Source organism: Snodgrassella sp. B3088 (assembly GCF_026535815.1).
Classification (GTDB): domain Bacteria; phylum Pseudomonadota; class Gammaproteobacteria; order Burkholderiales; family Neisseriaceae; genus Snodgrassella; species Snodgrassella alvi_E.
The window spans coordinates 1-23,878 of the sequence record NZ_JAFNPG010000038.1 but is presented as its reverse complement, the minus strand read 5'-3'; the positions used below and the strand labels follow the sequence as shown (position 1 = coordinate 23,878).

Sequence of the window (23,878 nt, the reverse complement as noted above, 5' to 3'; positions counted from 1 at the left end):
TCTATCAGATAATACTTATTCTGTTGGTTTCAAGATCAAATGCACTTTGGACAACAAATGAAGTAGGGTATGGTTCAGTGAGAATGCGTCCGCGTATTTCAAATAATAAGACATTGTAATTTAATTTGGATTCATCTTTCATTAATGGAGCAACACCTAATGAAGAAGCCTCCAATCTTGGTTCAAAACGCAGAATTGCACGCCGAATAGCTTTCTCAATATCAATCCATTTGTGCTCATGCATATATTGACCAGCAATAGGAGGCACACCATAGTTGACTACAGAAGCAGCCACCTGTGGATACAAACGTAAATCAATCTCGTCTTCCAGATTAGTGGTATTGAGTAGATACATCAGATCTCGCTGAACTATTTCCCGTAACCGTTCAGAAGAAACTGTGTAATTTTCAGATGTTTCAGTCTTACGAGTGGGTGCATCATCCCGTAGGCGATCAAACAATGTAGGTAAGAGATGTGCCTTCGGGCGTAAAGGGGGGAATTGTTCAGCCATTTATTACCCTTTATCAGTCACAAATTCACATGAAGTGATGTCAAGAATACCGATATCTCCGTGATCTGTTTGCCAGGTTTTTTGCCCTAAAGCCCTTACAGAGGTTTCCCCATGCTCCTTCCAGATAGTTTCACGGCATAACATCAGCGATTCACTTTCTGATTCCGAACCACAGCAGCGACCAAGCAGAAGCGCGTGATGTTCTGAACCATCTGTAAGTGTTATTGAGGCGGGTTTCCAAATTAAATCCAGAATAGAGTGGGGACGTGTGGAAGAAATAGAGCTGATCTGTTCGAATGGAAGCCATGTATAGATACTACCGATTACGAGCTCAATGGTTGGACCAAGCCATGTATCACTATCTGCAATCCATGAGAATTTACCACCTGGGTCGATAGTACCGGAAACATCTTTAGCTGAACCCAATGCTGCTTCTCTCATTTCATCCGCTTTTGTCTCATTGTCAGCCTGATTTAAAGCAATTGCATCAATTAATAAATCTACCCATTCGGGTTGCTGCTGGATGAATCCCGGACGTTTTTGACCAGAAAAACACTCCTTGCGATATATTTCACATGCAATTAATCCTCTGAAAGCTTGGGCTTGTTGGTCAAAATCAGATTGCATCTGAGCACATGTTTGTAATTGCTTCAGCGCCCGCTGCCAGTCTCCCTTCAGACAAAGTAATTGAAATAACAACCAACGCTGAACATGGTCTGTAGGTTTAATTTTGATTTGTTGTTCAGTTTCATGTATGACATCAGTCAGAGATCGGTTGGCTAACCATGCTTGCAGCGTTGAAAAATGTTCATCATTTCGGTGTGTGTTGCTCATCCTCAAAATCCTTTTGGTGACTGTCAGCAAATTGTGACATGCGATAATGACTGTCTACGCTAACGGCATGATGCTCTTTTCTGGTTAATGTGGGTGGCATATGTGCATGACTATTCTGCTGTTGCCAGCCCGGAGCGAATAAATGCAAAATTTCGGGTATTTCTTCTGTTTTGAACAGCTCAGCTTCTCTGAGGCTGTCAAGGCCGTTAAAGACATCATCAATGTTTAGTGGCCCAGAAACAATGTCCTGTAAGGTCATTAATGGGTCCAAATTGCCTGAGAGATCGGTTAGATTAACAGTGGATGCAGAACTACTGACATCATTTTTTAGTAATCTTTCCTGCCAGAAATGCTCATTTACTGATAGCTGTGGTGTGTCAAGTGCCTGACGATATTCGTGTAATAAATCCAGAAAAATGGCCTCAGCAGGAGATTCTTCTAATGTCGAATCTTTTGTCTGATATTCAGTACTTTCCAATAGTTCATAAGGCAGGCTTGGCATCACCAGACTAAATGGATTTTCATCTTTCTGCTGAGAAAGCAAATGCGAGTCAAACCATTTTAAATCTAATGGCATAATTTTGTAATTGGCATTGTTTTTGTTGAGTGTTTCAGTTTCGATCTCTGAAGTAAACTGTTGAGCGGGATTGATTTGCCAGATTGATAATCCCCATTCAAAAATATCGCCATCATGCAAAAGACACCAATTATTTGATGCAATCGGCATTCCATTTACTGCGCAGTGAACATTTTGAGAAAGGTTAAGTAGTTGCCAGCCGCTTGCTGACTGACGAATACTTAATGCTAGATTTTCTGTTGCAGGTGATTCTGTTTGAATACTATAAATCGAGGTTTCGGAAAAAAATGCAAATTTTTTTATTTCATAAACCTGACCAACTTTAATTCCACGGCAGTAATCAAGACTTAATAGAAGTGAATTTTCCATAACGTCTTTCAGGTAGTAATTGTTTGTTCTCTGCTAGACCTGAGACCATGAGTTAACTTTCTACAAAAGCTATTGGTAATCTCTGCACTAATATTTATTAATAATATTGTATTTCTGTATAAATGTGTTAAGCAATATTACAGTAATTCGGGATGTATGCATGAATTATCCTTGTTTATAAAAACAAAATCAAGAATTATTCTTGCATCCTTAAGTTTTACATGTTAAATTTTAAATTAACTTCATAATGTTTAAGAAATGTTATAATTTTAATGAAATTTTAGGTATGTTGTTTGTTTTCTCCTTTTAAAAGCAAAATAAAGGATACTGGTAAACAAATATGGACATTTCCCGCCAAGCTCTATTTGGTAAACTTAATACAACACTGTTCCGCTCTATTGAATCGGCTACAACATTTTGTAAATTACGTGGAAATCCTTATGTTGAGCTCGTGCATTGGGTACACCAGCTCATGCAAGAAAATGATGGCGATGTTATTCGAATATTGCGGCATTATGAAGCGGATATCGCCAAAATTGAGCAGGATATTTCACGTAACCTGCTTTTGCTGCCATCTGGAGCAAGTTCAATCAGTGATTTTTCCCACCATATAGATTTAGCAATTGAGCGGGCGTGGGTTTGCGCTACTCTCACGTTTAAAGATTATAAAATTCGAGGAGCTTGGTTATTTGCCGCTTTGGTACAGACGCCTGAATTGCGTCGTGTATTGACAGGAGTTTCTGGCGAATTTACCAAAATTCCTCAGGAAGAATTAGCAGAATCATTACCTGAAATAATTAAACAGTCCCCTGAATCTCAGGATCGTCCTTACGATGATGCTGGCTATGCAGCTGCCATTCCTGGTGAAGCCAGTCAGTCGTTAATGGATAATAGTCAAGATAGTAAATCTGCTCTGGCAAGATATTGTACAGACCTGACAGAAGAAGCAAAACAGGGTCGGATAGATCCAGTTATCGGTCGTGAGCATGAAATACGCACCATGATAGATATTTTGTTGCGCCGTCGTCAGAATAATCCTTTATTAACGGGAGAAGCAGGTGTAGGCAAAACCGCTGTAGTAGAAGGATTTGCTTTGGCTATTGCCCACGGGGAAGTGCCACCGAGTCTTTCAGAAGTAAGATTATTGTCCTTAGATGTGGGTGCATTACTGGCTGGTGCCAGTATGAAGGGTGAATTTGAATCACGTTTAAAATCAGTATTGGAAGAGGCTAGCCATTCAGCAAACCCAATCATAATATTTGTTGACGAAGTCCACACTCTGGTGGGCGCAGGAGGAGCTTCTGGTACCGGTGATGCAGCAAATCTGCTAAAACCTGCTCTGGCAAGGGGTACTTTACGTACCATTGGTGCTACAACATGGAGTGAATATAAACGGCATATTGAAAAGGATCCAGCTCTAACGCGCCGGTTTCAGGTTTTACAAGTAGCCGAACCGGAAGAAGCTGCGGCCATTAATATGGTCCGCGGTCTGGTTTCAACATTTGAAAACCATCATGGCGTAATTGTGATGGATGAGGCAGTGAGAGCTGCAGTTAAATTATCCCATCGTTATATTCCATCACGCCAATTGCCAGACAAAGCCATTAGCCTTCTGGATACAGCGTGTGCAAGGGTTGGCCTGTCGTTGCACACGCCACCCAGTACTGTGCAATACCTGCGTCAGCAGCTAAGTGCTGCACAAACTGAACTGGAACTATTAAGTAAACAACAACGTATTGGTTTGTTTACAGGAGAGTTGACTGAAGTAGAACTGCGTATAGAAGCACTTTCAGTTGAGCTGGAAACCGAAGAAGCACGTTGGCAACAGGAGCTGCAAACTGTAGATAAATTAATAGCTGCACGTGCATGCTGTCAGAACAATGATGATAAGGCTCTTTTGGAGCAACTGTCAGAAATTGAAACAGCTTTACGAGCGTTACAAGGTGATGTCCCAGTAGTTTTTCCAGAAGTTAGTGAAAGTGTTGTAGCTGCAATTGTCTCTGACTGGACTGGTATTCCGGTTGGTAGGATGGTCAAGGATGAGATAGGAGCCGTACTGAATCTTTCTGTTAATCTGGCGCAGCGTGTAGTGGGGCAGGATGATGCGCTTGACCAGATCGGAGAACGTATCCAGACCGCACGCTGTGGTTTAACAGATCCTAATAAGCCGGTTGGCGTCTTTTTGCTGGTAGGCCCTTCTGGTGTTGGTAAAACCGAAACGGCGCTGGCACTCTCTGAAGCCATGTACGGTGGTGAGCAAAACCTGATCACCATCAATATGAGTGAGTTTCAGGAAGCACACACTGTCTCTACTCTTAAAGGTGCACCTCCAGGCTATGTTGGCTATGGTGAAGGTGGCGTCCTTACCGAAGCGGTACGTCGACGGCCATATAGTGTGGTATTGCTGGATGAGATAGAAAAAGCCCATCGCGATGTACATGAAATTTTTTATCAAGTCTTTGATAAAGGCATGATGGAGGATGGCGAGGGCTTAAATATTGACTTTAAAAACACCGTCATTCTGATGACCAGTAACGTAGGCTCTGATCTGGTTTCTCAATTATATGATGACCCAGCACTCGCCCCGGATTGGTCAACGCTGAAAGAAGTGCTGATGCCGGAGTTACGTAAACATTTTCCGGCAGCATTTATTGGTCGGCTAACCATTATTCCTTATTTGCCATTAGCAGATGAAGCACTGAGTAGTATTGCTCGCCTGCACCTCAACCGTATCGTACTAAGAATGCGTGAACAGCACGGTATTGCATTAAATTATGACGAGGCATTGGTAGAGCATATTGTACAGCACTGCCCCATGCATGAAACAGGTGCTAGATTACTCATTGGATATATCGAACAGCATATTTTGCCAGCCCTTTCACGCTACTGGCTTCAGGCTTTAACAGAAAAAAAAGCTGTGGAATCTATCAATATAAGTATTGACCCTAGCCATACTGAAAATCCAATTATTTTTTCGGTTGTACCTGTCTAGTCAAACATCGTAAAGCAGTAACCTTAATGACCGGTGCAGACCGGTAGTGATTGATAAAAGAAAAGGAAGCAGAAATGGCGGTATTTAACAACAGTGCCCAGAAATTTATTCAGCGTAATCGTGCACCAAGGGTACAAATAGAATATGACGTAGAGATTTATGGTTCTGAGAAAAAAATTGAATTGCCATTTGTAATGGCAGTGCTTGCTGATTTATCCGGTAAACCAGCAGAAGACTTGCCGCCGATTGGGGAGCGTAAATTCCTAACCATTGATATTGATAATTTTGATGAGCGAATGAAAGCCATTCAACCACGTGTCGCTTTTGCTGTACCGAATACCCTATCTGGTGAAGGGCAGCTGATGGTAGATATCACTTTTGAAAGTATGGAAGATTTTTCTCCAGCAAGAGTGGCTCAGAAAGTTGATGCACTCAAACAATTACTGGATGCACGTACTCAGCTGGCAAACCTACAGACTTATATGGATGGTAAATCCGGAGCAGAGAATCTGGTCAACCAGCTGTTACAGAATCCTAGTCTTCTACAGGCATTAGCCAAAGCACCTAAACCCCAGCCTGCAGCAGGAGATAACCAAGCTTCAGCATCTGCTGATACCGAATAATAACCCAAGTTCAAAGTCTATTTGTACGTATTGATTGAGGAGCATTCATGGCTACGCAGTCCCAACAACAATCAGATGTTGCACTGGCAGAGCGCCCAGTTGCACAATCCGAATTTAGTAATTTACTGACCAAAGAATTCAAACCGAAAACTGATCAGGCAGCTAAAGCAGTTGAACAGGCAGTGAAAACATTAGCCGAACAGGCTTTGTCACACTCAGTTACCATCAGTGATGACGCCTACAAAAGTATCGAGGCTATTATCGCTGAAATCGACCATAAGCTTTCCGAACAAATTAATCTCATCCTGCATCATGAAGCTTTCCAGAAACTGGAATCATCTTGGCGTGGCTTGTTTCATCTGGTTTCTAATACCGAAGTGGATGAACATCTGAAAATACGTTTCATGAATTTGTCTAAAAATGATTTACGACGCAGCATGAAACGGTTTAAAGGTATTGCTTGGGATCAAAGTCCGTTATTCAAACAGATTTATGAAGAAGAATATGGACAATTGGGTGGTGAACCCTATGGTTGCATGATTGCAGACTATTATTTCGATCATACCCCACCGGATGTTGATTTATTGGGCTCGGTAGCCAAAGTGGCTTCTGCTTCACATATGCCGTTTATTGCAGGTGCTTCACCTTCTGTGCTGCAAATGGATTCATGGCAGGAACTAGCTAATCCACGTGATTTAACTAAAATTGTTACCCAGAATTTGGAATATGCTCCGTGGAACTCTTTACGTGCCAGTGAAGATTCGCGTTATCTTGGTCTGGCGATGCCGCGCTTTCTTGCTCGCTTACCATACGGTATTAACACCAATCCAGTCGATGAATTCGATTTTGAAGAAGATACAGACGGGTCTGATCACCGTAAATATGTGTGGAGCAATGCAGCTTACGCAATGGGTGTCAATATCAACCGGTCATTTAAAAATTTCGGTTGGTGTACCATGATTCGCGGCGTAGAGTCTGGTGGTGCTGTGGAAAATCTGCCTTGTCATACATTTCCTACTGATGACGGTGGCGTAGATATGAAATGTCCGACTGAAATTGCTATCTCAGACCGTCGTGAAGCTGAATTATCTAAAAATGGTTTTATTCCTCTGATTCACCGTAAAAACACAGATTATGCTGCTTTCATCGGTGCTCAGTCTTTGCAAAAACCTCAGGAATACTACGATCCTGATGCAACAGCCAACGCCAATCTATCCGCACGCTTACCCTATCTATTTGCCTGCTCACGCTTTGCGCATTTTTTGAAATGTATTGTACGTGACAAAATCGGCTCATTTAAAGAGCGTGAGGATATGCAGCGCTGGCTGAATGAATGGATTATGAATTATGTTGATGCCGATCCGGTAAATTCTTCACAGGAAACCAAAGCGCGTCGTCCGCTGGCTGCTGCTGAAGTGGTGGTAGAAGAAGTGGAAGGAAATCCTGGTTATTACGATGCTAAATTTTTCCTGCGGCCTCACTTTCAGCTAGAAGGCTTAACCGGTTCTTTACGTCTGGTTGCTAAGTTGCCATCTGTGAAACAGACAGCGACTGAATAGCATGATTTTGATCAATACCCAGATAAGATAAAAGCTATTTATTTCTGAGCCCACATTAAATGAGTTCAGGTTGATTCCAGATATCCGGATGCCAGCAAAGTCGTGAAGATTTTCAGCATTATTGAAAAGTAATAATGAAAATGAAAAGCAAAATCTTGAACAATATGTTGTTTGTATTCGGTTTTGGTATTGTGCAAACAGCGTCTGCTTACGAACTGGTTTGTCCAGAGTCTGTTAAGGTAAAAGCTGGTATTCCGGAGTTGGAGTCAGTGCCTCTTAATTGGGTGGTATCTAAATACAAAGACACATTATTAAGACTGGATGGTGCAGGAGTCTAATGTGGAAAACCTGTTGATTTAGCTCAGTTAAAACCACAACCTATTGTCGTAAAGGGTAAAAAGCATTATCCGGCTTGGGAAGTAGACAGTAAGCTTGATTTAGATGATGCAGATTCTTGGCTAAGCTGCTCATATAACCATAATCAGGTGCAACTGACTAGAAGCATTGATTCAACTATGAAAGTTTGCTGGGCAGTTTATTCTAAAGATTCTCAGGGCGGATTACTTGCAAAACTAAAATGTCAGTAATTCAGTTTTTCAATAAATAATTTTTCCGCGATAGTCGTGTATGACGCTAAGCGGATGATGTAGTACTTCTTTAATAGTAAACAACAAAGGAGCCAATATGGCACACGACATTTTCTTGAAAATTGATGGCATTGACGGAGAATCTCCGGATGCACAACATAAAAATGAAATTCAGGTATTAAACTGGAACTGGGGAATCACTCAGGAATCTTCTATGCAGTCTGGTAGTGGTTTGGGTACCGGTCGGGCGACGGTTCATGACCTGCAATTTGAACATTACATTGATCGTTCCAGTCCTAATCTAATGAAATACTGTTTAACTGGTAAGCATATTCCAGAAGCAAAACTAGTGATGCGTAAAGCAGGTGGAACACCTTTAGAATACCTGAAAATCACAATGAATGACCTGATTGTATCAAGTGTAATGCCTTCCGGTAGCAGCACTGATGAGCAGAATCCGCGTGAAATGGTGCGTTTATCTTTCTCTAAAGTGAAGCAGGAATATGTTGTACAGAATCAGCAGGGCGGCAGTGGCGGTACTGTAACTGCTCAATACGACATCAAGGCCAATAAAGAAGCCTAAGATTAAGTAATGCCTCATCTGTCATGTGTTTGAAGGCAAATTGTTTTTCAATGCAATAAGGATCATCAGAGAGCCTAAAAATTCTCTGATGATATTGACTAATTTGGTCGGAAAATAGCTATCTGGCATTACCATAAATGGTGATGGAATTTGAATAAAATATATCAGTGTTATCGGGAACTATATCGAACTGGCCGCTTTATCTTAATCTGCATTTTGTTTTTGAGTGTAGTTGGTTGCCGGTCTGTGCAGGATGTAAAAGAACAAACACGTCTGGAATTGCATATTGAAGCTGCTGACAATGTTAATCCTGATGAAAAAGGTCGTGCTGCGCCTATTCAAGTACGCATATACGAATTAAAAAATGACAACGCATTTACATCTGCAGATTTTTACACACTACAGGATAATGATAAATCAGTACTAGGTAATGATCTGCTCGTAAGCGATGAATTTATCTTGCGGCCGGGAGAAATCAAAACCATCCGGCGCAGAACCAATCCTGAAACGACAGTTATTGGCGTATTGGCTGGTTACCGCAGTCTTACGCGTTCTCAGTGGCGTGAAACCTACAGACTGGCCGATGCTCCATATGCAACTTGGTATCGGGAATGGTGGCCACTGAAAAAAGCAAAGCTGGATATAAATATCGGACAGAGGGCCATAGTGGTCACTGAAGTGGATTAAAGCAGAGGAATTTCTCTAAATGAGTTGGTATAACCGTGTAGTCTGGAGTGAAGGGCAATTTCTGCTGCCACAGATTTTCCAGCAACAAGAACGCTATCTGGAACATTTTGCACATAGTCGCAGTGTGCCGTTATCGCCTTTTTTCTGGGGTTTCAGTCGCTACGATATAGATCACGAAGCGTTGAATTTAGGTAAACTGGTATTAAAAGATGTGGCTGGTGTATTTCCCGACGGTACGCCTTTTGAAGCGCCTGGGCACACATTGCTGCCTCCGCCGTTGACTATTCAGCCAGAGCATCTTGAACAACTAATTTATCTTGCTTTGCCTATCCGCACACCAAATGCTGAAGAGACCAGTTTTGAAGATAATTCGGAGTCGCTTGCTCGTTTTGCTGTATTTGAAAGCGATGTGCGAGATGCAAACTCTATCGGACTTGGCGCAAAAACAGTTCAGCTCAGCCATTTGCGATTAAGGCTGATGCCGCAGAAAGCGTTGACAGATGCCTGGATAGGATTGCCAATTGCCCGTATCAGTACTTTACGGGCAGACGGTGGGGTTGAGATAGACAGCACTGTCATCCCACCTGTTACTCACTATACCGCCAGTACCTTGCTACAGACCTGGCTTTCACAGATCCATGATTTGACACATCTGCGAGCCGATTCACTTGCTGATAGACTTACAGGCAGACAAGGTAAAGGCTCAGAGGCGGCTGAGGTATCCGACTATTTGCTTTTGCAAATTCTAAACCGTTATGAACCTTTACTACACCATGTGCAGAAAGTTGGCGCCACTTCACCGGAATTTATCTATCGGCAGTTGATTTGCATGGCAGGTGAGCTATCGACTTTCGTTAGACCACATACACGGCGCCCAATTGAGCATTTACCATATCGTCATGATGCACCTTATTATTGTCTGAAACCAGTTGTCGATGATGTTCAGCATTTGTTAAATGCAGTATTGATTCGTAGTGCGCAGCATATTCGACTAGAGGATGCGGCTTACGGAGTCAAGAATGCAGTGGTTGAACCCACAGAACTGCGTGGCTTTAATGCTCTGGTATTGGCCGTTAAGGCTCAGATCCCTCCAGATATTTTGGTACATCAATTTGCTGCACAGACCAAAATAGGTCCTTCAGATCGTTTGCCGGAGCTGATTCGTTCTCATCTACCGGGGATGGCATTGCAGGCATTACCTGTACCTCCCCGTCAGATTCCTTTTAATGCCGGCTATGTTTATTTTGAGCTATTACGTGATGGTCCGTTATGGGAACATATTGCTCATTACGGTGGATTGGCCATGCACATTGCCGGTGAATTTCCTGGCTTACTAATTGAACTTTGGGGAGTGCGTGATCAATGAATGAGTTCGATACCATTCTCAATGGTACAGGCGCTAAGAAAGAGCAAATACCTGATGCTTCAGCTACAGAGTCTTTATCACAATCACAACATGGTTATGAGTTTGAGCGTCTTGCGGATACATCTTGGTTCGGAGAACAACAATCAGCCAAATTGGCAGACAATATCGATGCAGGACCAGACAGTAAATTACGTCTGGCAGCAATTGAAGCGGCCGATAATCCTCTGCTGGAAGCAGCACAGCCCTTGTTGCTCGCACTGGCCAATATGCCGGCTCAACTTGATTCATACGATAATGGCATTGAAAGTCTGCGTGAACTGCTTATACGCGAAGTGCACATTTATCAAACTTTATGTGATCGGGCAAATTTGAGGCGTGAACACGTACTGGCGGTACGTTATTGTGTTTGCACAGCTCTGGATGAGGCTGCCAATAAAACATCATGGGGAGGTGGAGGAGCATGGGCTAGAAAAAGCCTGCTCATTGTTTTTCATAACGAAAGCTATGGTGGCGAAAAAATATTTCTATTAATTGGCCGTCTTTCTCCAAATCCAATTGAATACGGAGACGTATTAGAAGTCATCTACCGAATTTTAAGTTTGGGGTTTGAAGGGCGGTATAGTGTTCGTCCGGATGGGCGTAAACAGCTTGATTTGATTCGTCAGCAATTGCTATCCATCATCAGCAGTGGCCGGGATCCGGTTGCCCGGGATTTATCTCCACACTGGTATGCAGATGCATCTGGTAAGTTTCGTCGACTGCGTTCGTTGCCAGTATGGATCAGTGCTGTATTTTTTTGCTGTCTGTTATTGGCCATTTTTGTCTGGTTTAAATTTCAGATTGTGGATACTGATACAAGATTACAACAACGAATTGCTGCTATAGGTAAAGCGGTGCCACCACCAGTAACGACTGGTGTATTGCGGCTGAAAGCTTTACTTAAAGATGAAATTGAACGTGGTGTAGTCAGCGTTAATGAAAATGCTCAGCAAAGTCAGGTAACATTTCTTGGTGATTTCATGTTTGTTCCGGGCAAGAAAACAGTAAATCCCAAAATAATGCCAGTACTGGATAAAGTAGCCAGTGAAATAAACAAAGTATCAGGTACTGTGACTGTAACTGGACATACTGACAATCAACCTATTCATACTGCTGAATTTCCTTCTAATCAGGTTTTATCTGAAAAAAGGGCAGCAGAAGTGGCCGCTTTGTTAGTAAACAAAGGGGTAGCGGAATCACGATTGAAAATTGTCGGTTTGGGTGATAGTGCACCAGTAGAAGATAACAATACAGCAGAAGGCCGTGCAAAAAATCGTCGTGTAGATATTTTGGTAACTGAGTGAACCAAATTTTGTATTAATTACATTCGCCGTTAAAAAAGGTATGAAAATGCGGTTACTGAATAATATTGTCAAGCTTTCTTTATGTATTTGGTTAGGCTTGTTTAGTGTTATATCTTTTGCATCTGTTTTGGATAATGATGAACCAATTATCGTTGAACAAATCAGGCAGCAGTTGGCTGAACCAGTAAATGCAGCAAGAATTTCGGATGCTCAGGTAAAAGATATTATTCGTCATAATCTTGATAGCAGGCTTGGAACATCACTGCATAATGCCTATGGCATTAATTTACAAAGCATTTCATCAGATAATGCACTTGCACCTATACAAGTGGGATTTTTAGAACTCAGCTATTCAGACGAAACAGCCGCTGCACAAGCTATAAAATCACTGGGCAAAACTCGTTTTTTTAAGCACAGCAAAATTCTGGTTCCATTTTCTGTAGTCATGATAGGAAGTAAATTACAGATTTTATTTACTGAAAACGCCGGAAGCCGTCGCGCACAAGCAATTATTGATAAATTTTCGAAGTATTAAGACAAGAACTTGGAAACTTCCAGTTAAAAAATAGTATTAATTTAAAAAGGTTGTAGGGCATAAACCCATAGGTGGTAGCAACTGAATTTGTGCAGAGGTCATATACCTCAGTAAAAATTTATTATCAACCCGCCTAGATAGATAGCTAAAGCAAATAACATGCAAAAAATTTTAGATTTTCTTTTTTCCCGCCGCATGCTGGCAATTATCGGTATTATTTTATTAGCACTGATAGTCTGGTTTGTGGGACCTTTGCTGACGTTTGGTGGATTGCATCCTTTTGCATCAATGTCTACGCGCATTGTCACCATTCTGATTCTGTTCGCATTTCTGTTTCTATGGTTTAAGAACTGGTCGTTATCGGCTATCTGGGTTGCAGCTTTATGTGTACTGATATGGAAAGCAGCGCCTCTGCTTGCATATGGTCAGACCAAACCATTTGCACCAGCATGGACTCGAGCCATGTTGATTGGCATCGTTTTGTTTTGTTATGCGCTGTATGGTTTGTACCGACTATGGTTGGCTTTACGTGTAGATGAGCAGTTGCTGCAAAAAATTCTGCGTCCGCGTGGCGATAAACCTGTTGTTTCTGAAGCTCGTGAAGATCAGCGTGCGGTTACCAATATTGTCTCACGTGCCGTTGAGCAGCTTAAGCAATTGCGTATTGGTAAGCCGGGACTTGGTATACGCCGTATTTTTGAAGGTAAACGCTATTTATATGAGCTGCCGTGGTACATGATTATTGGTGCGCCCGGTGATGGTAAAACAACAGCTTTAATGAATGCTGGCCTGCAATTTCCACTGGCAGAGCAAATGGGACAATCAGCGGAAGCCTTTGCGGTGCCCGGCAAAGGCGGCACGGTACATTGTGACTGGTGGTTTACCAATGAAGCCGTGTTAATTGATACTGCTGGACGTTATGTTCGCCATGATGATGGCGGTTCTGCTGATACTACTTCCCGTAATGCTGAGGAATGGCTTGGGTTTCTCGGTCTTCTGCGCAAATATCGTCCGCGCGCACCAATTAATGGTGTACTTTTAACAGTCAATGTAGCTGATCTGGCCGGTAAATCTGAAGCTGAGCGTATCACTGCTGCGGCAGCATTAAGAGCGCGTCTGGGAGAGCTCCGAACCGAATTAGGTATTCAGTTTCCGGTATATTTGGTGGTAACCAAAATGGATCTTCTGCCTGGTTTCACCGATTACTTTAACTCCCTAACTACTGAGGGGCGTGCACAAATATGGGGTTTCACTTTACCGTATGATCAGAAACAGCAAAAAAATGATTTTGATAAGCTGCGTTCAAATTGTGAAAGTGAGCTGAAGCTACTAACGCAAAGACTAGATCAGGGTGTAGATAATCGTTTACAGGAAGAATACGATGTACAGCGCAGATGTAATCTTTATGCTCTGCCACAGGAATTTGCTGCGCTTGCTGAACCATTACTAGATATTATAGAACGCGTATTTCTTGATTCTAAATTTGATGCAACCCAATTGCACAATACGCTCAGAGGTGTGTATTTTACTAGTGCAGCTCAAGCGCCAGCTCATGCTACAGCTGATCGCCTATCCCTAATGCAACGTTTATGGCGGGCTATCAAGCGTGACCCAGCATATACTGAAAAAAACAGCCTTTATGCAAATACAGTACCGCCTACAGGCAATCGCAGCTATTTTCTACATGATTTGCTGACCAAACTCATTTTTCAGGAGCCAAACCTGGTTCAACCCAATCTACAATGGGAAATGCGTTATCGCGTAATGCGATTTACCGGTCATTTATTGGTACTGATTATATTCCTTTGGCTAGTACAGGGTATGTATACCAGTTATGGTAAAAATAGTAATTATCTTGCAGCAGTTAATGTTAAAGCAGCTGCGCTTGCTGAAAAAGTGCGCGTTTATTCCCGTAAGCCTACTACAACAGCTGTACCAGATATTTTGAATTCAGCCCGTGAGCTGGCTGCATACCCCGGACTAGATCCGGATAAACCACCAACCAGTTTCCGATATGGTTTGTATAGCGTACCGCCGGTAATCAGTAGCGCCGCCTCCACTTATGACCAGCTACTGGATCAGCTGCTACTGCCACCTGTGGTTCGTGGTGTTGAAAGTACCCTTTCCAATGCTATTGCACAGAAAGATACTAAAGCAACCTATGATGCCTTACGTGTCTATCTGCTACTTAATCTGGATGCAGATCATCAGGATAAGTTTAACGCTGCTGAAATTCAGGCATGGATATTGAAAGACTGGCAACAAAACGATACCGCTGCAGCTTTTGGTGGAAGTGCCAGTATTTATGAGCATCTGGGTGCACTTTTTGATGGTAGCCGTGTCATACATTCGCCATTTGCCAAAAATGATGCCTTGATTCGTAGTGCAAGGGAGTTGTTGGAAGGTAGTACCAGTACCGAGCGAATCTACGACCGAGCCAAAGTTGCCATGAGTGATGAGGCACCAGAAGACTTTACGATTGTACGTGCAGTAGGTGCTGATGCCGGTATGGTTTTTGTTCGTGCCAGTGGCGAACCGCTTGATCGCGGTATTCCTGGCCTGTTTACTGTACAGGGTTATAGGGATTTATTTGATAAACGCATCTCTGAATTTGTTGCTGCCGCTTATGCAGATGACGAATGGGTTATGGGCAGGGAAACTGCTGCTTCTCAAAAAAAAACTGCTGAACGTGCCCAGCAGCTGGTTCAGAAGGTTAACGGAGATGATGACCCTTTAATCAAAGAGGTGCGGCGGCTTTATTTAACAGAATACACTTCGCGCTGGCAGGCTTTTCTTGAAGATATTCACAGCGTGAATAGTACCGGTGCTGACAATAGTCCCAGTCTGGCTTTTGACTTACAGACATTGCGTACATTTGCTGCTCCCGATTCGCCACTGATGCGGCTTTCCAAAGCAGTTGTAGAACAAACAACGCTGGTACCACCTATGGACAAAAATACCAGTCAAAAAATTCTGGCTGAACGAGCCGAGCAACGATTATCAGGCAATACCCGTGAAGCCGTACAGACAGCCAAATTGTTGAAAAATGTACGTCCTGAAGAGCAGTTAGAAAAAACACTAGTCGATAATCGATTTGCTGCATTACGCGAAGTTGTCACCGGCGCTGCCGATATGCAAAACAGTAATGCAGGCAGCAGGCCGCAGAAATTAGACAACGTACTGAGTCTGCTCAATGAATATTACAATCAATTAATGATAGCAGATAATGCTTTAGCTGCTAACACTTTACCTCCCAAAATTGATGCTGCAGAAAAATTACGGCTTGAAGCAGTCAAAATGCCAGCACCTTTACAAAATATCTTGCTCGATCTAACCAATCAAGGGGCCCGTAAACTGAATCTGGCATCAGGAGAGGTACTTAGCCGGCAAATGGAGGCCATGATAGGCGGAAATTGTCGCAATGTAATTGATGGCCGTTATCCCTTTGCGGCCAGTAATCAGGAAGTAAGTGCGGACGATTTTAACCGTATATTTGCCAGTGGCGGACTGCTTGACGATTTTTTCAATAAACAGCTCGCATCACAAGTAGACATCACTTCTAATCCATGGCGTTACAAACAATCTGAAGGAAGCAACACACCTTTACCGGGACCAAGTTTGGCACCGTTCCAGCAGGCAAAACGCATTCGGGAAGCATTTTTTCAGGAGCAGGGAGCTCGGAAAATGTCTTGGAGTATGGATATTAAAGTTGTTGAACTGGATCCCACAATTACAGACTTGATTATAGATATTGACGGACAATCACAACGTTATATGCATGGACCGGTGCGTCCACTACACATTACCTGGCCAGGTCCGAGAAATGGTTCCATGGCTGAAATAACGGCCAATCCGCGCATACGTCAGGATAGCTCAACAATTATCACCAGCGGGCCATGGGCGCTTTTCCGGCTGCTAAACAAAGGCCGAATCATCAGCAGTATGAGTGACAGCCGCCATTTGGTTGAGTTTAAATTTGATGGTCGCCGTGTAGTGCTCGAAATATCTTCCAGTGTAGATTTTAATCTACAGAGTGCAAACAACCCATTACGTGGATTTACCTGCCCAGTAGGAGGTAGTACGCCATGATAGGTATACCGCGCATCTCGTCACCTGCTATTTGGGGAAAATTACCCGACAGGGGCGATTATGTTCGCTATAGAGCACAAGGACAGGAAATTGATGAATGGCGGATATGGTTGAATAAGCAGGAATGGCTGCAGCCTCAAAAAGATAATATTAAGGATAAACATGATTGGCTGTACCTGACGCCCGATTTTGGGCAGGAAAGTCCCGTACTGCATGCTTTACCATGGAGTTTTGTGTTAGCTCCCGGAATATTGCCATTTTCAGGACGATCCTGGGTAATCGGGGTGATGAGTCCTTCTGCAGACAGCATTGGTCGTTCTTATCCTTTGGTGATTTATCAGACAGTCAATCAGTCATGGCTGCAACGATATCTGAACACACCATTGGGCTGGCTATATTGGCTGGCACAGTTAGTGGCAGGATATGTCAAACCAACCAAAAAAAATACAAAAGATCTAGCTAGTCAATTAGATAAATTGTGGGAAATTCATAGTCCAAAATGGGGTGGCTGGTTTGCCAGAGCACAAGTAGGAAATCAGACGGCCTGTCGCGAACTGACAGGTAAGACAAAAGAGGAAGATACCGAATTTTGCGGTGTACATTATTTGCCTTGGGCTAATTGGCCGCACGTGGTTTGGGAGTCATTGTCCGCAGAAGGGTGGTTCTGGCAGCAAGATGGAAGGGGCGGATTTCTAGATGCAAGAAGCCTAGGCAATAGTGTTTGGAAGGAATAAAAATGCCAACTAAAAAAGGAGCGTCCCGGTTATTGACAACAGGAGAAATATCTATGGTGACATCGTTATTTAAAACGGCAATCACGACAAGCGCTGTCAGAATTCATAACGATAAATATTTACGATTTCAGGACGAAAATACAGCTATGACACCCAATGGAGAATTATATTGGCCACAAACACATTTTAGAGAGGATTATTCAATTGAAACAGTTGATTATATTCACTGGTTTATGCATGAAATGACACATGTTTGGCAATATCAAATGGGAATGTCAGTTAAAATTCGCGGTTTGTTTAGTTTTGCGATAGAGTACAATTATGATTTAGAAAAAGGAAATTTATTGTCTGGATATAGAATGGAACAACAGGCATGCATTTTGTCTGATTATTATATTTTGGATCGATTTGGGTTTGATTCTTGGTATGACCGAACAAGACAAAAGCATAAAGGTGACCGTTTTACAAATAAACAATATGGAAAAGATTTTTGGATGAAAATATATAGCAACACGCTGTCACTATTTCTAAAAAATCCGAAAGATCAAAAGGCGTTATTCGAGTGAAAAGCAAATTGAAAAACTGGATATTGGTAGTGAGCATATTACCTTTAGTCACAGGATTTAGTTGTCATCGAAAAATGATGTATACGCCTGATATTACTCTAAAAAAAGATGGTCAGCCATGTATCAGTATACCCTTGCACGAAGTTAATTTTTTAAATAAAAACAAGCAGTTTGATTTAATAACAGCAGACGTATTTCAAGTAGGTGTTGGCACGCTTTGGGAAAAAAAATATTATGACTCATCAAAACCTTATAAAATTCAAGCAGGTAAGTGCATAGGTTTTGAATACCATTTTCAAAAAAATATCGTTTATTCTATTGGTTTTATATCTGCAGCCAGTGGAAGCAAGGAGTTTGAAAATGGCGACCAAAAAATATGGGCTAGAGATTTGCGAATTACAACTAATACTGATGGCTCGGCAAAACTTTTATTAGATATTGAAGCTAGAGAAAATAATTAAATAAAAATAATCTACAAATAGTATGTTTTGAATTTTTGCTTTTCTTGTAAAAAAATTATATAAATCAAATATCTAATAGAAAATTTATCTGCAATTGAAGAGTTTTACAGATAGTTTTATTTTATCTGCATCTTTAATTTAGTCTAGCTCCTTTGGAATATCCAATAGATAGAAAAGTGTTATTCAAATGAAACTAAGATTGAATATGTACCTGTTGGTTAGTTTCATATTATTGTACATAACTGGGTGTTATTTTCATCGCCCGATGGTTTCTAAACCAGATATTATTTTAAAAAATAATGGACTGCCATGCATTAGTATACCGGCGCCACTGGTAAATTTTGATCGTAAAAACAGTTTGACATAATAACGACAGAGGTATTTCAAGAAGGTGTCGGGCAATTATGGATGAAAGATTATTTTGATCCGCTAAATTTTAGCTTACCAAAAAAATATTATGTTGTGAAAGGAGAGTGTATACGCTTTGACTATCATTTTCAGAACAATATTGTGTATTCAATCAATTTTGAATCAAGTATCAGAGGAAACGATGAATCAAAGGATATGACGCAAAAAACATGGGCAAGAGAATTTCGTATTTTCAAAGATAATTATGGTAATGTTGAATTATGGTTAGATTCTAGTGCTAGAAAAAAATAAATAAATAAAAACCATATTTCTATACTATCAAATGAATTTGGCTCTTTAATTAAGAATTATAATTAATATTTAAGCAAATACATTTCGAGTAGTATTCTGCCTAATTGAAATATATTATGTTCACTCAGCAGTATGTTTGAGGGTTGAGTTCAATTTTAAAAGCTTTTGTTTATTCAATAATTTTATATAGGCTGTCCACGGGAGAAAAATCCAAATATATCAAATAAATTAGAACAAAAGATGTTCGAACCAAGACAAATCTAAATATAGATAATCTAGCTAAATTTTTACTAAATGGAATATGAGAGAAAAAAAATATAATTAAACGAAAATAAATTAAAATAATCATGATTTTAAATTGCAATTATTATTTTCAGCAAAAAGCAATTTTGAGAACCAAAAAAGGTAAAGTAATCTTATTAAAATGGCATTGTCTTAGAAAATTGTATTATATCTAATATTTACGGGTTGGTTACAGCGGTAGATGTAATCGTTTGCTTTCAGAGTACTATGAAGAAACAATTATGATTAATTCTAAACATTAGCCTTATATTAATAACCATTACAATCAAAATAGAAATTTGTTTTGTGATGGTTCGGATAATTTTCCTATAAAGTGAAAATATGATGTATTAAAACTGTCGCCCAAGAAATAAGTCTGGAGAATACCTCATATACTGGCATTCAAAGATATATGATTTATAGCTATTGCCACTAGTAAAAAATACAGAATTTTGAATTTGTCATTATGACTAGATATTAATAATTATGTCAAAATCTTATTATTCTGTTTGCTGTAAATTGAAAACTAAATTAAATCATAGATGCCTGTGCTTATCATTTTCTAAATCAACCAGATTTGCAGATAGTTAAGTTGTTGTAAAAGATTAATTTAGAAATCTATAAATTCGCTTTATTTCAAAAATAATGTCTTATATTGTGTAAATATTATATATAATAAGGTTTTATTTGGTTAAAAGGTGTTTCAAATATTTATGCTAAATTAATGCTGAATGATTAAACATTTTTTGCATCTTTTTTTCTTCAATAAAGGTTTTATTGTTGGGAGATTAAAGTGCGGTGTGAATATTGAATAGAGTAGTACAAACTTATTTGCAATATGAAATAGCCAAAATTATAGCCAGATGTAAATTGTATTCAGGCGGGTTAATCAGTCAATATTGGAGAGATGGAGATAGTACATAAGTTAACGGTAGACGCGTCCAGATAAAAATATTTTTGTCTTTTATGCACCGGTTTAGTTTGCTATTCAAGAAACGTCAATAATCGCACTTGCTGGAAGAAATAATCTGGTTCAGAAAGTCATTTTCTAAATAATTATTTGATTTAAACCATTTAGAATGGGTTTGCATATCATGTTGGAAAAATACCGTCCGCTGAATAAGTAATCAATACTGAAACATGCGCCGATATTGCATGTAATTAAATCTATGGCGCAATAATGATGGGGAAAAACCATGAGTATAAAACCAGAGTCAGATGAACAGCTTCTGCCGGTGAGTTCACTTACCCGTACACCTGGGTTTGTAAGCAACCAAACAGTATCTCCAGATATTGGAGAGCTGGTGCAAAATGGTGTTGAACAGGTGGCGGACAAATTGGCAGAAAAAGCTAATACGACTATCGCTCAAACTAAAAAAGCCATAGATACAGCTACAGACGCAATGGAGGCTATAGGAAGCATAGGGACAGCATCTCCACTGATGAAAGCAGCACAGGCAGCAGTAGCAGGTAGTTCGGTACCTGTTAGTGCACAGGATATTGTGGATGCTGTAACTGGTGGAAGCAGTGGTGGTACACGTACAGTGAATGTCAGTGGTGCTGCCGTCCCTGCCGGTATGCTTACTTTTGCCAGTATGAACGGACAAGAAACTTTAAGTGAGTTATTTAGCTACACCATTCAACTTAAGACTCCTGATAAGCTGAATATTGGCTACTTCGCGCCTGGTTCTAATTTGCCATTAAAATCAATGGTAGGTAAGGATCTGACTGTTGATATAGAGCTTGAAAACGGTAGTAAACGCTATATCAGCGGGTTGGTTACGGCTGCTCGCGTTGTGGGGCATCAGGGACGGGGTGTGGTTTATGAGCTGCGTCTTGAGCCATGGCTAGAGCTGGCTACCCGTACCAGTGATTACAAGATATTTCAGAATAAAAGCGTAGTAGAGATTATCGATGAAGTTTTAAGTGAGTATCCATTTGAGATGGAAAAACGACTTACTGAAACTTATCCGAAGCGCAATTTTCAGGTTCAGTATGGTGAAACCGATTATGATTTCCTGCAACGCTTGATGCAAGAATTCGGTATATATTATTTCTTTGAACATAGTGCTGGTAGTCATAAACTGGTGTTAGTCGATGCTATTGGTTCTCATCAACCTTGTCCCGGAGCTGCATCTGTAAGTTTTCATCAGCAGGGTTTAAAGCTGGATGAAGAGTTTATCCATACTATTGCAGCGAAAGAATCCCTGCGTACCGGTAAATGGGTATTAGATGATTTCGATTTTCAGAAACCAAAAGCCAAACTTACAAGTACAGTAGCTAAACCACGTGAGACTGGGCATCCTGATTATGAGCATTATGAATGGCCTGGTGATTATTTTGAAAAAGACGAAGGCGAATTCCTGACTAAAGTACGTATGGAAGCGCAGAAATCTTTAGGCAGCCGAGTTTATGGCAGTGGCAATATACGTACCCTGGTGACAGGCTGTACTTTCAATTTAGAAAACTGCCCTACAGTTGAAGCAAATCAAGAATATCTGGTTGTTGAAAGTGTGCTTGTGATTGAGGATATGGGGGAATACAGTGGTCAGGGACAACATTTCGGATACAACACAAGTTTTGAACTATTACCAACCAGTGAAGTTTTCCGTCCGCAGCGTACTATAAAAAAACCACATACCCATGGCCCGCAAAGTGCCATTGTGACAGGTCCGGCAGGAGAGGAAATCTGGACAGACAAATATGGCCGAGTGAAAGTGCAATTTCTCTGGGATCGTTACGGCCAGTGGGATGAAAACAGCTCGTGTTGGGTACGTGTTACACAGCCGTGGGCAGGTAAGGGGTTCGGCGGTATGCAGATACCGCGAATAGGTCAGGAAGTCATTGTTGATTTTAAAAATGGTGATCCGGATTTACCAATTATCACTGGCCGAGTGTACAACGCTGATACCATGCCAGCATGGGGTTTACCTGACAACAAAACTCAAAGCGGAATGTTCAGTCATTCGATCGGAGGCGGGCCTGATAATGCCAATGCTTTGCGATTTGAAGATAAACCGGGGCAAGAGGAGCTCTGGTTGCATGCTGAAAAAGACCAGCGTATTGAAGTTAATAATGATGAAAGTCATTCAGTAGCAAATAATCGTACAAAATCAATTGGTAATGATGAAGTCATTAGCGTAGGCAACGACCGTACAACTTTGATCAGTAATGATTGTCTTCGTGCTGTTAAAGCCAATGACACAGTTTTGATTGGAGAAAACAAATCGACTAGTGTCAGTAATGATTTTGTACTTGCTGCAGGGACAACCATACGCTTGTCATGCGGAAAAACTGTACTTGAGCTCCATGCCGATGGGCAATTTAATATTACCTGTGAAAATTTCAATATCACGGCAGCACAAAGTGGCCAGATTAATACACTTGGTAAACTACTGGATTTGAATATGGACGGGGGAAGTGCTGCGGCTCAACCTGGTTCTGATGGAGATAAAGGCAATATTGATAGTGCAGTAAATCAGATATTTTCACCACCGGCATAAAATAAAAAAACATAAAGGGCAACTTAATGCAATACCAAACAAATGATACCGAATTTCAGATTCCAGACCCTGACATTAAAGATGTTTCATTAAATATTATCAAATTCAAAAATTTAGGTACATCATTGGTTTTGAGTCGCAGCGAACTTGGAGAAGAAGAAACACTCGAATCCAGTCTGGATGACCAGTTAAAACGACTTGAAAGCTCTGTAAAAGGATTGAAATTTCATCAGAAAAACAAAATCAGTTTCGGAAAAAATCAGAATATTGAGGCATTTGAGTTAAGTAACCAGTTTATTAAGGGTGCAGAAAAAGTTTTCCAGTATCAGTTGGTATGTCTTATTCCCGGTACTCGAACTATGTTTGCGATGAGTTATGTAAAAAATACCAATCTGGGCGAAGCGGAATTAGCCCATTGGGAATTAATTAAACAAAATTTTGAATTTAAAAAATAATGACTTGAGAGAGGAGCAACCATGGGACAGGCATATTGGGCTGCCCGAGAGGGAGATATACTTCTGCATACTTCATTACTGGCAGATATAGCAGGTGCAGCTGTTGAAATGGCCTGTTATGCTGCTATTACAGCTGCAGCTAGTCTTGCTGTATTCGGAACATTAGCCACTGGCGGACTTGCTGGCTTTGCTTTAGGTGTTGTAGTGGGTGTCGTAATGGGTGTATCAGGAGGTAGCAACAAAATTTCAGAGTTAGCAGACTCGGTTAGCGGTTTATTTCCGCCATCTGAAGATGGCAAAATTAAAACAGGATCGCCCAATACCCGCACCAATACAAAACCTTCCGCTAGAGCAGCAGGGATAATCAAACCGGAACCACAGCAAACTTCAAACAGTGATAAACCACAACAACCTAAAAGTTTTGTAGATGTTGCGGCTGGCTTCTTAGGCGGACTATGGCATACTGTCAAAGAAATGGTAAGGCCAACAGTCGCCTCACCCGATCCCAGAGCAGAACCCAGAGATGACGACAAAATACTTTGCCGCAAACATCCGCATCCGT

General features: G+C 41.1%; 20 protein-coding genes and 1 pseudogene. 18 read left to right on the top strand and 3 right to left on the bottom strand.

Going from position 1 to position 23,878, the window contains the following annotated elements; genetic code table 11:
- Positions 1-4: 4 nt before the first annotated feature.
- From tssE to tagK, 3 genes are read right to left on the bottom strand one after another with little or no spacing between them, the layout of a single operon-like run.
- Positions 5-511, bottom strand: a complete 507-nt coding sequence (gene tssE / locus J3U75_RS10585; protein WP_100141426.1) for a type VI secretion system baseplate subunit TssE — start codon at positions 509-511, stop codon at positions 5-7.
- Positions 512-514: 3 nt separating this feature from the next.
- Complete coding sequence (locus J3U75_RS10580; RefSeq protein WP_267392068.1) at positions 515-1,345, bottom strand: type VI secretion system accessory protein TagJ; 831 nt, start codon at positions 1,343-1,345, stop codon at positions 515-517.
- Positions 1,323-2,291 (bottom strand): type VI secretion system-associated protein TagK, encoded by a 969-nt coding sequence (gene tagK / locus J3U75_RS10575; RefSeq protein WP_267392067.1) that lies wholly within the window; start codon positions 2,289-2,291, stop codon positions 1,323-1,325. The genes J3U75_RS10580 and tagK overlap by 23 nt, the downstream gene beginning before the upstream one ends.
- 340 nt (positions 2,292-2,631) lie before the next feature.
- Between tagK and tssH the strand changes: the two genes are divergently transcribed.
- The 18 genes and pseudogenes from tssH to J3U75_RS10490 all read left to right on the top strand — a co-directional run.
- Positions 2,632-5,283: a type VI secretion system ATPase TssH gene (tssH, locus tag J3U75_RS10570; RefSeq protein ID WP_267392066.1), complete on the top strand. Its 2,652-nt coding sequence runs from the start codon at positions 2,632-2,634 to the stop codon at positions 5,281-5,283.
- 74 nt (positions 5,284-5,357) lie between these two features.
- On the top strand, positions 5,358-5,906 hold the full coding sequence (tssB, locus tag J3U75_RS10565; RefSeq protein WP_267392065.1) for a type VI secretion system contractile sheath small subunit: 549 nt from the start codon (positions 5,358-5,360) through the stop codon (positions 5,904-5,906).
- 47 nt (positions 5,907-5,953) lie between these two features.
- A complete protein-coding gene (tssC, locus tag J3U75_RS10560) occupies positions 5,954-7,465 on the top strand; it encodes a type VI secretion system contractile sheath large subunit (RefSeq protein WP_100141421.1) in 1,512 nt (503 codons plus the stop codon).
- A 140-nt stretch (positions 7,466-7,605) separates the two neighbouring features.
- Positions 7,606-7,803 carry a hypothetical protein gene (locus J3U75_RS10555; RefSeq protein ID WP_267392064.1) on the top strand — a complete coding sequence of 66 codons (198 nt, stop codon included), beginning with the start codon at positions 7,606-7,608 and terminating at the stop codon, positions 7,801-7,803.
- Between the two features lie 15 nt (positions 7,804-7,818).
- Positions 7,819-8,052, top strand: a pseudogene (locus tag J3U75_RS11440) (STY0301 family protein); the annotation flags it as partial.
- Between the two features lie 97 nt (positions 8,053-8,149).
- On the top strand, positions 8,150-8,635 hold the full coding sequence (locus tag J3U75_RS10550) for an Hcp family type VI secretion system effector (protein WP_100141419.1): 486 nt from the start codon (positions 8,150-8,152) through the stop codon (positions 8,633-8,635).
- A gap of 150 nt (positions 8,636-8,785) precedes the next feature.
- On the top strand, positions 8,786-9,322 hold the full coding sequence (gene tssJ, locus J3U75_RS10545; RefSeq protein ID WP_100141418.1) for a type VI secretion system lipoprotein TssJ: 537 nt from the start codon (positions 8,786-8,788) through the stop codon (positions 9,320-9,322).
- A gap of 19 nt (positions 9,323-9,341) precedes the next feature.
- On the top strand, positions 9,342-10,688 hold the full coding sequence (tssK, locus tag J3U75_RS10540) for a type VI secretion system baseplate subunit TssK (protein WP_100141417.1): 1,347 nt from the start codon (positions 9,342-9,344) through the stop codon (positions 10,686-10,688).
- A complete protein-coding gene (gene tssL / locus J3U75_RS10535; RefSeq protein ID WP_267392061.1) occupies positions 10,685-12,031 on the top strand; it encodes a type VI secretion system protein TssL, long form in 1,347 nt (448 codons plus the stop codon). The genes tssK and tssL overlap by 4 nt, the downstream gene beginning before the upstream one ends.
- A 46-nt stretch (positions 12,032-12,077) precedes the next feature.
- The gene (locus tag J3U75_RS10530; protein WP_267392059.1) at positions 12,078-12,566 is read left to right on the top strand and encodes a hypothetical protein; all 489 of its coding nucleotides are present in this window, start codon (positions 12,078-12,080) and stop codon (positions 12,564-12,566) included.
- 159 nt (positions 12,567-12,725) lie between these two features.
- Positions 12,726-16,655 (top strand): type VI secretion system membrane subunit TssM, encoded by a 3,930-nt coding sequence (gene tssM / locus J3U75_RS10525; protein ID WP_267392057.1) that lies wholly within the window; start codon positions 12,726-12,728, stop codon positions 16,653-16,655.
- Positions 16,652-17,389, top strand: coding sequence for a type VI secretion system-associated protein TagF (gene tagF, locus J3U75_RS10520; RefSeq protein WP_267392055.1), 738 nt, complete (start codon positions 16,652-16,654; stop codon positions 17,387-17,389). The genes tssM and tagF overlap by 4 nt, the downstream gene beginning before the upstream one ends.
- Positions 17,390-17,391: 2 nt before the next feature.
- Positions 17,392-17,955, top strand: coding sequence for a hypothetical protein (locus J3U75_RS10515; protein WP_100141412.1), 564 nt, complete (start codon positions 17,392-17,394; stop codon positions 17,953-17,955).
- A 29-nt stretch (positions 17,956-17,984) separates the two neighbouring features.
- Positions 17,985-18,416: a putative T6SS immunity periplasmic lipoprotein gene (locus tag J3U75_RS10510; RefSeq protein ID WP_267392053.1), complete on the top strand. Its 432-nt coding sequence runs from the start codon at positions 17,985-17,987 to the stop codon at positions 18,414-18,416.
- A 408-nt stretch (positions 18,417-18,824) separates the two neighbouring features.
- The gene (locus J3U75_RS10505; protein WP_267392051.1) at positions 18,825-19,076 is read left to right on the top strand and encodes a putative T6SS immunity periplasmic lipoprotein; all 252 of its coding nucleotides are present in this window, start codon (positions 18,825-18,827) and stop codon (positions 19,074-19,076) included.
- A 1,478-nt stretch (positions 19,077-20,554) separates the two neighbouring features.
- Positions 20,555-22,861, top strand: a complete 2,307-nt coding sequence (locus J3U75_RS10500; RefSeq protein WP_267392050.1) for a type VI secretion system Vgr family protein — start codon at positions 20,555-20,557, stop codon at positions 22,859-22,861.
- Positions 22,862-22,887: 26 nt separating this feature from the next.
- On the top strand, positions 22,888-23,316 hold the full coding sequence (locus J3U75_RS10495) for a DcrB-related protein (protein WP_267392048.1): 429 nt from the start codon (positions 22,888-22,890) through the stop codon (positions 23,314-23,316).
- Between the two features lie 21 nt (positions 23,317-23,337).
- Positions 23,338-23,878 (top strand): hypothetical protein (locus tag J3U75_RS10490; protein WP_267392047.1); only part of this gene is annotated, 541 nt, incomplete at its 3' end.

Coding starts and splice junctions, on each gene's coding strand:
- tssE (WP_100141426.1), bottom strand. CDS start 511: ATGGCTGAACAATTCCCCCCTTTACGCCCGAAGGCACATCTCTTACCT.
- J3U75_RS10580 (WP_267392068.1), bottom strand. CDS start 1,345: ATGAGCAACACACACCGAAATGATGAACATTTTTCAACGCTGCAAGCA.
- tagK (WP_267392067.1), bottom strand. CDS start 2,291: ATGGAAAATTCACTTCTATTAAGTCTTGATTACTGCCGTGGAATTAAA.
- tssH (WP_267392066.1), top strand. CDS start 2,632: ATGGACATTTCCCGCCAAGCTCTATTTGGTAAACTTAATACAACACTG.
- tssB (WP_267392065.1), top strand. CDS start 5,358: ATGGCGGTATTTAACAACAGTGCCCAGAAATTTATTCAGCGTAATCGT.
- tssC (WP_100141421.1), top strand. CDS start 5,954: ATGGCTACGCAGTCCCAACAACAATCAGATGTTGCACTGGCAGAGCGC.
- J3U75_RS10555 (WP_267392064.1), top strand. CDS start 7,606: ATGAAAAGCAAAATCTTGAACAATATGTTGTTTGTATTCGGTTTTGGT.
- J3U75_RS10550 (WP_100141419.1), top strand. CDS start 8,150: ATGGCACACGACATTTTCTTGAAAATTGATGGCATTGACGGAGAATCT.
- tssK (WP_100141417.1), top strand. CDS start 9,342: ATGAGTTGGTATAACCGTGTAGTCTGGAGTGAAGGGCAATTTCTGCTG.
- tssL (WP_267392061.1), top strand. CDS start 10,685: ATGAATGAGTTCGATACCATTCTCAATGGTACAGGCGCTAAGAAAGAG.
- J3U75_RS10530 (WP_267392059.1), top strand. CDS start 12,078: ATGCGGTTACTGAATAATATTGTCAAGCTTTCTTTATGTATTTGGTTA.
- tssM (WP_267392057.1), top strand. CDS start 12,726: ATGCAAAAAATTTTAGATTTTCTTTTTTCCCGCCGCATGCTGGCAATT.
- tagF (WP_267392055.1), top strand. CDS start 16,652: ATGATAGGTATACCGCGCATCTCGTCACCTGCTATTTGGGGAAAATTA.
- J3U75_RS10515 (WP_100141412.1), top strand. CDS start 17,392: ATGCCAACTAAAAAAGGAGCGTCCCGGTTATTGACAACAGGAGAAATA.
- J3U75_RS10505 (WP_267392051.1), top strand. CDS start 18,825: ATGAAAGATTATTTTGATCCGCTAAATTTTAGCTTACCAAAAAAATAT.
- J3U75_RS10500 (WP_267392050.1), top strand. CDS start 20,555: ATGAGTATAAAACCAGAGTCAGATGAACAGCTTCTGCCGGTGAGTTCA.
- J3U75_RS10495 (WP_267392048.1), top strand. CDS start 22,888: ATGCAATACCAAACAAATGATACCGAATTTCAGATTCCAGACCCTGAC.